Origin of the sequence: Kitasatospora sp. NPDC007106 (assembly GCF_040634455.1) — a bacterium.
GTDB classification, from domain to species: domain Bacteria; phylum Actinomycetota; class Actinomycetes; order Streptomycetales; family Streptomycetaceae; genus Kitasatospora; species Kitasatospora arboriphila.
Map to the genome: position 1 here is coordinate 1 of NZ_JBEYFP010000403.1, position 5441 is coordinate 5441.

General features: G+C 74.9%; 6 protein-coding genes. 1 reads left to right on the forward strand and 5 read right to left on the reverse strand.

Annotated elements, in window-relative coordinates; translation table 11 throughout:
- The 4 genes from ABZ641_RS24630 to miaA form a co-directional block, all read right to left on the reverse strand.
- On the reverse strand, window positions 1-1221 hold a 1221-nt coding region (locus ABZ641_RS24630; protein ID WP_359984976.1), incomplete at its 3' end, for an HD domain-containing protein.
- 325 nt (window positions 1222-1546) lie between these two features.
- Window positions 1547-2449 (reverse strand): diaminopimelate epimerase, encoded by a 903-nt coding sequence (gene dapF / locus ABZ641_RS24635; RefSeq protein ID WP_344623217.1) that lies wholly within the window; start codon window positions 2447-2449, stop codon window positions 1547-1549.
- Between the two features lie 17 nt (window positions 2450-2466).
- Window positions 2467-2937 (reverse strand): hypothetical protein, encoded by a 471-nt coding sequence (locus ABZ641_RS24640; protein ID WP_344623216.1) that lies wholly within the window; start codon window positions 2935-2937, stop codon window positions 2467-2469.
- A gap of 320 nt (window positions 2938-3257) precedes the next feature.
- Window positions 3258-4190: a tRNA (adenosine(37)-N6)-dimethylallyltransferase MiaA gene (gene miaA / locus ABZ641_RS24645; RefSeq protein ID WP_344623215.1), complete on the reverse strand. Its 933-nt coding sequence runs from the start codon at window positions 4188-4190 to the stop codon at window positions 3258-3260.
- Window positions 4191-4355: 165 nt separating this feature from the next.
- Between miaA and ABZ641_RS24650 the strand changes: the two genes are divergently transcribed.
- Window positions 4356-4586, forward strand: coding sequence for an antitoxin (locus ABZ641_RS24650; RefSeq protein WP_344623214.1), 231 nt, complete (start codon window positions 4356-4358; stop codon window positions 4584-4586).
- Between the two features lie 45 nt (window positions 4587-4631).
- On the opposite strand, the gene ABZ641_RS24655 is transcribed toward ABZ641_RS24650, so the two are convergent.
- Window positions 4632-5330 (reverse strand): hypothetical protein, encoded by a 699-nt coding sequence (locus ABZ641_RS24655; protein ID WP_359984981.1) that lies wholly within the window; start codon window positions 5328-5330, stop codon window positions 4632-4634.
- Window positions 5331-5441 lie beyond the last annotated feature (111 nt).

Below are 5441 nucleotides of genomic sequence, written 5' to 3' on the forward strand. Positions count from 1 at the left end.
CGTCGCGGCCGGCGGCGCGGCGGCCGCCCGGTCGGCGGGCTGGTGCGGGTCGCCGAGCGCGACCACGCCGAACTCGGCCACCCGGTGCATCTGCCGGGTGCGGACCAGCACCTCGGCCACCTCGCCGCCGGGCAGCTGCACCGCGGTGTGCAGCGACTGGTAGAGGTTGAACTTGGGGGCCGCCACGAAGTCCTTGAACTCGCCGGGCAGCGGCGTCCAGCAGGTGTGGAGCTCGCCGAGGACGGCGTAGCAGTCCGCGTTCTCCTCGACGACGACCAGCAGCCGCCCGAAGTCCGCCGGCTGCAGGGCCTGCGGCCGGCCGTCCGGGCCGGCCGCGGCCGCCCGCTTGAGCATCACCCGGTGCACCGACACGCAGTGCCGGGGGCGGACGGTGACCTCGGCGGGCACCCCGGCCTCGGCGAGCTGGCGGGCGAGCGTCCCGGCGAAGGGCTGCAGCAGTTCGTCCGGCCGGGCCTCGTGCGCGGCGACCACGGCGCGCGTCCGGGCGTACTCCTCCGGGTGGAGGGTGGCGAAGACGATGTCCTCGAGCTCGGTCTTGAGCACCTGGATGCCGAGGCGCTCGGCGAGCGGGATGAGGACGTCCCGGGTGACCTTGGCGATCCGTACGCGGCTGGCGGGCTTCATGTGCCGGATGGTGCGCATGTTGTGCAGCCGGTCGGCGAGCTTGATGACCATCACCCGGACGTCGTCGCCGGTGGCGACGAGCATCTTGCGGAAGGTCTCCGCCTCGGCGGCGGCGCCGAAGTCCACCTTCTCCAACTTGGTGACGCCGTCGACCAGGTAGGCCACCTCGGGCCCGAAGTCGGCGGCCACCTGATCGAGCGTCACCTCGGTGTCCTCGACCGTGTCGTGCAGCAGCGAGGCGACCAACGTGGTGGTCTCGGCGCCGAGTTGGGCGAGGATCATGGTGACGGCGAGCGGGTGGGTGATGTACGGCTCGCCGCTCTTGCGGGTCTGGCCGCGGTGGCCCTCCTCGGCGAGCCGGTAGGCCCGTGCGAGCAGGGCGAGGTCGGCCTGCGGATGGTGGCGGCGGTGCGCCTGCACGATCGGCTCGATGGCGTCCGGAACGGGGGCGCGGCCGGTGGCCAGCAGGGCGGCGCGGCCCGCCCGGGTCAGCGCGCTGCGGCTCAGCCGGCCGAGCGGGCGCCTGGACGCGGCGCCGGGCTGAGCGGTCTCGATCGGTCCTGCTTCGATGGCCATCCGCACCTCCGGCAGCGATCACCGGAGCGGACTCCCGACCCGGTGGTCCATGCTACCGAGGACAGCACGATCCGCGACGCAATGCTCCCGGTCCGTGACCAGGATCACCCGATCGGGCGGATTCGCCCACGACCGGAACGGGAAAACACCGCGCTCCGGCCGGAGCTGACGGACCGCCGGACACCTCCGTACGCGGACGGCCCCGCGGACGCCCGCCGGCGGCCCGCCGGTGTGGAGTCGACGGGCCGTCGGGCGGAAGGGCGGCAGGGAGGGCGGCAGGGAGGGCGGGCAGGCGCGCGAGCGGGCCCCGGGCCGGAGCCGCGGATCAGGCCGGCAGGCCGGCCAGCCAGGCCGGGTCCAGGGTGCCGGAGGCGACGATCTCGGCGGGGCCGGTCATCTCCACCCGGCCGTCCGGGAACTCCTCGATCACCAGCCGGCCGCCGGGCAGGTCCACGGTGTAGCTGACGGCCTCGCCGGTGACGGCCGGGTCGATCCCGTCGCGGCGCGCGGCGGCGACGGCCACCGCACAGGCGCCGGTGCCGCAGGAGCGGGTCTCGCCGGAGCCGCGCTCGTGCACCCGCATCGCCACGTGCCGCGGGCCCCGGTCGACCACGAACTCCACGTTCACGCCGTCCGGGTAGACCCCCTCGGGGGCGGTGCGCGGCGCGGTGTACAGATTCCCGGCGTCGTCCAGGCTGTCGACGAAGGCGACCGCGTGCGGATTGCCCATGTTGACGTTGCGGGCGGGCCAGACCCTGTCGTCCACCGCGACCTCGATGCCGTCCGGACCGGGGAGCAGCGCGCGGCCCATGTCGACGGTGACCTCGCCGGGCGTGCCGTCGGCGGCGGGCCCGGCGACCCGGACCTGCCGGACGCCGGCCCGGGTGGCGACCGCGAGCGCACCGGGCTTCGCCAGCCCGGCCTGCACCAGGTAGTGGGCGAAGACCCGCACGCCGTTGCCGCACATCTCGGCGATCGAGCCGTCGGAGTTGCGGTAGTCCATGAACCACTCGGCCTCGCCGGCCAGGTGGGCGGCGGCCGGGTCGGCGGCGGAGCGCACCACCCGCAGCAGACCGTCGCCGCCGATGCCCGCGCGGCGGTCGCACAGCCGGGCGACCGTGGCGGGGCCGAGGTCGAGGCGGCCGTCCGGGTCGGGGACGATCACGAAGTCGTTCTGGGTGCCGTGGCCCTTGAGGAAGGGGAGGCCGGTTCCGGTGGGTGCGCTCACAGGGCCGATGGTACTGATCAGCCGCGCAGGTGGACGACCCGCCAGAGGGCCAGCGCCACGGCCGCGCCCGCGATCAGGGTGTAGGCCATGATCGCCCGCCAGCTCGCACGGGTGCCGCTGCCGCGCCGGGGCAGGCCCGGCCACTTGTAGCCGGCCCGCCGGGCGGCCATCGCACCCCAGCCACCGGAGGCCGCGGTGAGCAGCAGGCCGAGCATGCCGATCATCGAGGAGGCGGCGTCGCCGGAGAAGGCCAGCGGGAAGGCGAACATCAGGGAGCCGAAGGTGGCCATCAGCACGATCGGCAGCAGCTGCCACCAGCGCAGTCGGCGGCGCGGCCGGATCTCCCGCTCGTGCACGACGCCGGGGGCGGCGAGGTCCTCGATGGCGGGCAGCGCGATCGCGTAGGACGTGGGGACCACGAGCTCGGACAGCACCTGCTCGCTGCCCTGCCTGAGCTCCTCGGTTTCGGGGCCGGTACCCGTCGACACGCGGCCTCCCCTGACGGATCGACACGAGTTCACGGACTCGTGAACGGAGGAGCCGGCCCGCGCAGACCGACCCCCGGTACTGACGATGATGGCATGTCCAAGGTTGCCGACAGGGCGTCGTACCGGGTCTCCGGGTGATCCGTGGCCATGACGTGATCCGGCTGTAACCGCCGGTTCGTCGTGCACCTGCCGTTGCGTGCGCAGCTGCACGAACGACATGGCCGGAAAGCGCCCCCGCGGCCTCCGGGGCCGCGCCGGGCGTCCTCGGGGGGCACTCCCGGAGGGTACTCCCCCGGGGCGGGCCGCGGACGGGCCGCGGGTCAGGCGCCGATCAGCTCCAGCGAGCGCGCCAGCAGCTCGACGGGGTCGGCGCCGGCCGGGCGGTCCAGCCAGTGGATGCGGTCGTCGCGGCGGAACCAGGACTCCTGGCGGCGGGCGAACCGCCGGGTGGCGCGGACGGTCTCGGCGCGGGCCTCGTCCTCGGTGCACTCGCCGGCGAAGAAGGCCAGCACCTGCTGGTAGCCCAGCGCCCGGGAGGCCGTCCGCCCCTCGCGCAGCCCTGCCTTCTCCAACTCCCTCACCTCGTCGAGGAGTCCGGCCTGCCACATGCGGTCGACCCGCAGCTCGATCCGCTCGTCCAGCTCGGGCCGGGGCACCCGGACGCCGATCTGCACGGTGTCGTAGACGGCGGTGTGGCCGGGCAGGTTGGCGGTGAACGGCCGCCCGGTGATCTCGATGACCTCCAGTGCCCGGACGATCCGCCGGCCGTTGCCGGTCAGGATCGCCTCGGCGGCCGCCGGGTCCAGCGCGGCGAGTCGGCGGTGCAGCGCCCCGGGGCCGTTTTCGGCCAGCTCGGCCTCCAGTCGGGCGCGTACGGACGGATCGGTGCCGGGGAACTCCATCTCGTCCACGGCCGCCCGCACGTACAGGCCGGAGCCGCCGACGAGGACGGGGGTGCGGCCGGCCGCGAGCAGCCGGTCGATCTCGGCGCGGGCCAGCCGCTGGTACTCGGCGACGCTGGCCGCCTCGGTGACGTCCCAGATGTCCAGCAGGTGGTGCGGGATGCCGCCGCGCTCCTCCTCGGTGAGCTTGGCGGTGCCGATGTCCATGCCCCGGTAGAGCTGCATCGAGTCGGTGTTGACCACCTCGCCGCCGAGGGCCCTGGCGATCGCCACGGCGAGGTCCGACTTGCCGGCTGCGGTGGCGCCGACGACGGAGACGACGCGGGAGGGGGCGGGGCTGGAGCTGCTCACCCGCCCAGTCTCCCAAACCCTGCGGCGGAGTTCGCACCACCGTATCGTTTTGTCCGATTACGCCCGGTTTGTCGGGGAGAACAACCGGGCACATCCGAGCGTTGGAGGAAATGGGACGCCGGCCCGCCGGGTCCGGCCCTCCCCCACCGGACGAGGAGACCAGCCATGGGACTGAAGGACAGCCTCAAGGTCAAGGCCGACGAGCTCAAGGTCAAGGCGAGCGAACTCACCGGCCGGCACGAGGAGAAGATCGACGACGTCGTCGACAAGACCGGCCAGGCCGTCGACAAGGCGACCAAGCACAAGTACCACGAGAAGATCGAGCACGGCACGGCCAAGGCGAAGCACATGGTCAACGACTTCGCGACCAAGCCGGACGCGGGCAAGACCTCCTGACCGCGGCGCCCCGCGGGGCGGAACCCGCGCGGCCGGGGCCGGGGCTCAGCGCCAGGAGGCCACGAGGTAGCCCACGCCGTACGGGGCCTCGTCGTGGAGCAGCCGGCCGCCCAGGCCCGCGCCCTCGGCGGCGCCGGCCAGCACCTGCCAGGGCGCCCGCCCGTCGGCCTGCAGCTCGGCCGAGAGCTGCGGGTCGAGGGCGGCCAGCGCGGCGGTGTCGGCCGCGGCCAGCGCGGCCGCGGCCGCCGCGTCGTAGGCCTCGGAGCGTTCGTCCCAGTAGCCCGGGGCCTTCACCGAGCGGCAGGCGCTGCCGCCGCCCAGCACCAGCAGGCCGACCCGGTCCGCGAGGTCGGCCAGGCCCTTGCCGAGGCCGGCCAGGCGGTCCGGGGCGGTGTCGGGGCGGACGGCGCAGGCGTGCGCGGGCAGCGCGGCGCCGGCCTCGGCGAGCAGCCAGGCGCCGACGGTCAGCGAGGGCGCGAGCTCGGGGCCGGACACGCCGGCGGCGGGCAGCCGCACCGCGAGGTCCACCCCGTAGCGGCGGAACGACCCGGCCCCGCCCTCCGTCCAGACCTCCGCCTTCGGGCCCGTCCCGACCAGGACGATCAGCTCGGCCCCGGAGTCGAGCAGCTCCCCCACCGCCTCCGCGCAGGCGGCCCGCAGCCCGTCGAGCTCGGGCGCGGCACCGGCCGCCACCTCCGGAACGATCAACGGCGGACAGGGGCACACGGCGGCGGCAACCAGCATGCCGATCACTCTAGTCGGCACGGGCCCGCCGAAGACCCGCGGCGAACCCCACGGGGCGACGTGGGCACCCCCGGCCGGAGGGCGGGGGAAACCGCGCGCGGCGGAAGGCAC

What these genes read in the sequence shown, in the direction of transcription:
- ABZ641_RS24650 (WP_344623214.1), top strand. Translation starts at nt 4,356, where the DNA reads ATGGGACTGAAGGACAGCCTCAAGGTCAAGGCCGACGAGCTCAAGGTC.
- ABZ641_RS24655 (WP_359984981.1), bottom strand. Translation starts at nt 5,330, where the DNA reads ATGCTGGTTGCCGCCGCCGTGTGCCCCTGTCCGCCGTTGATCGTTCCG.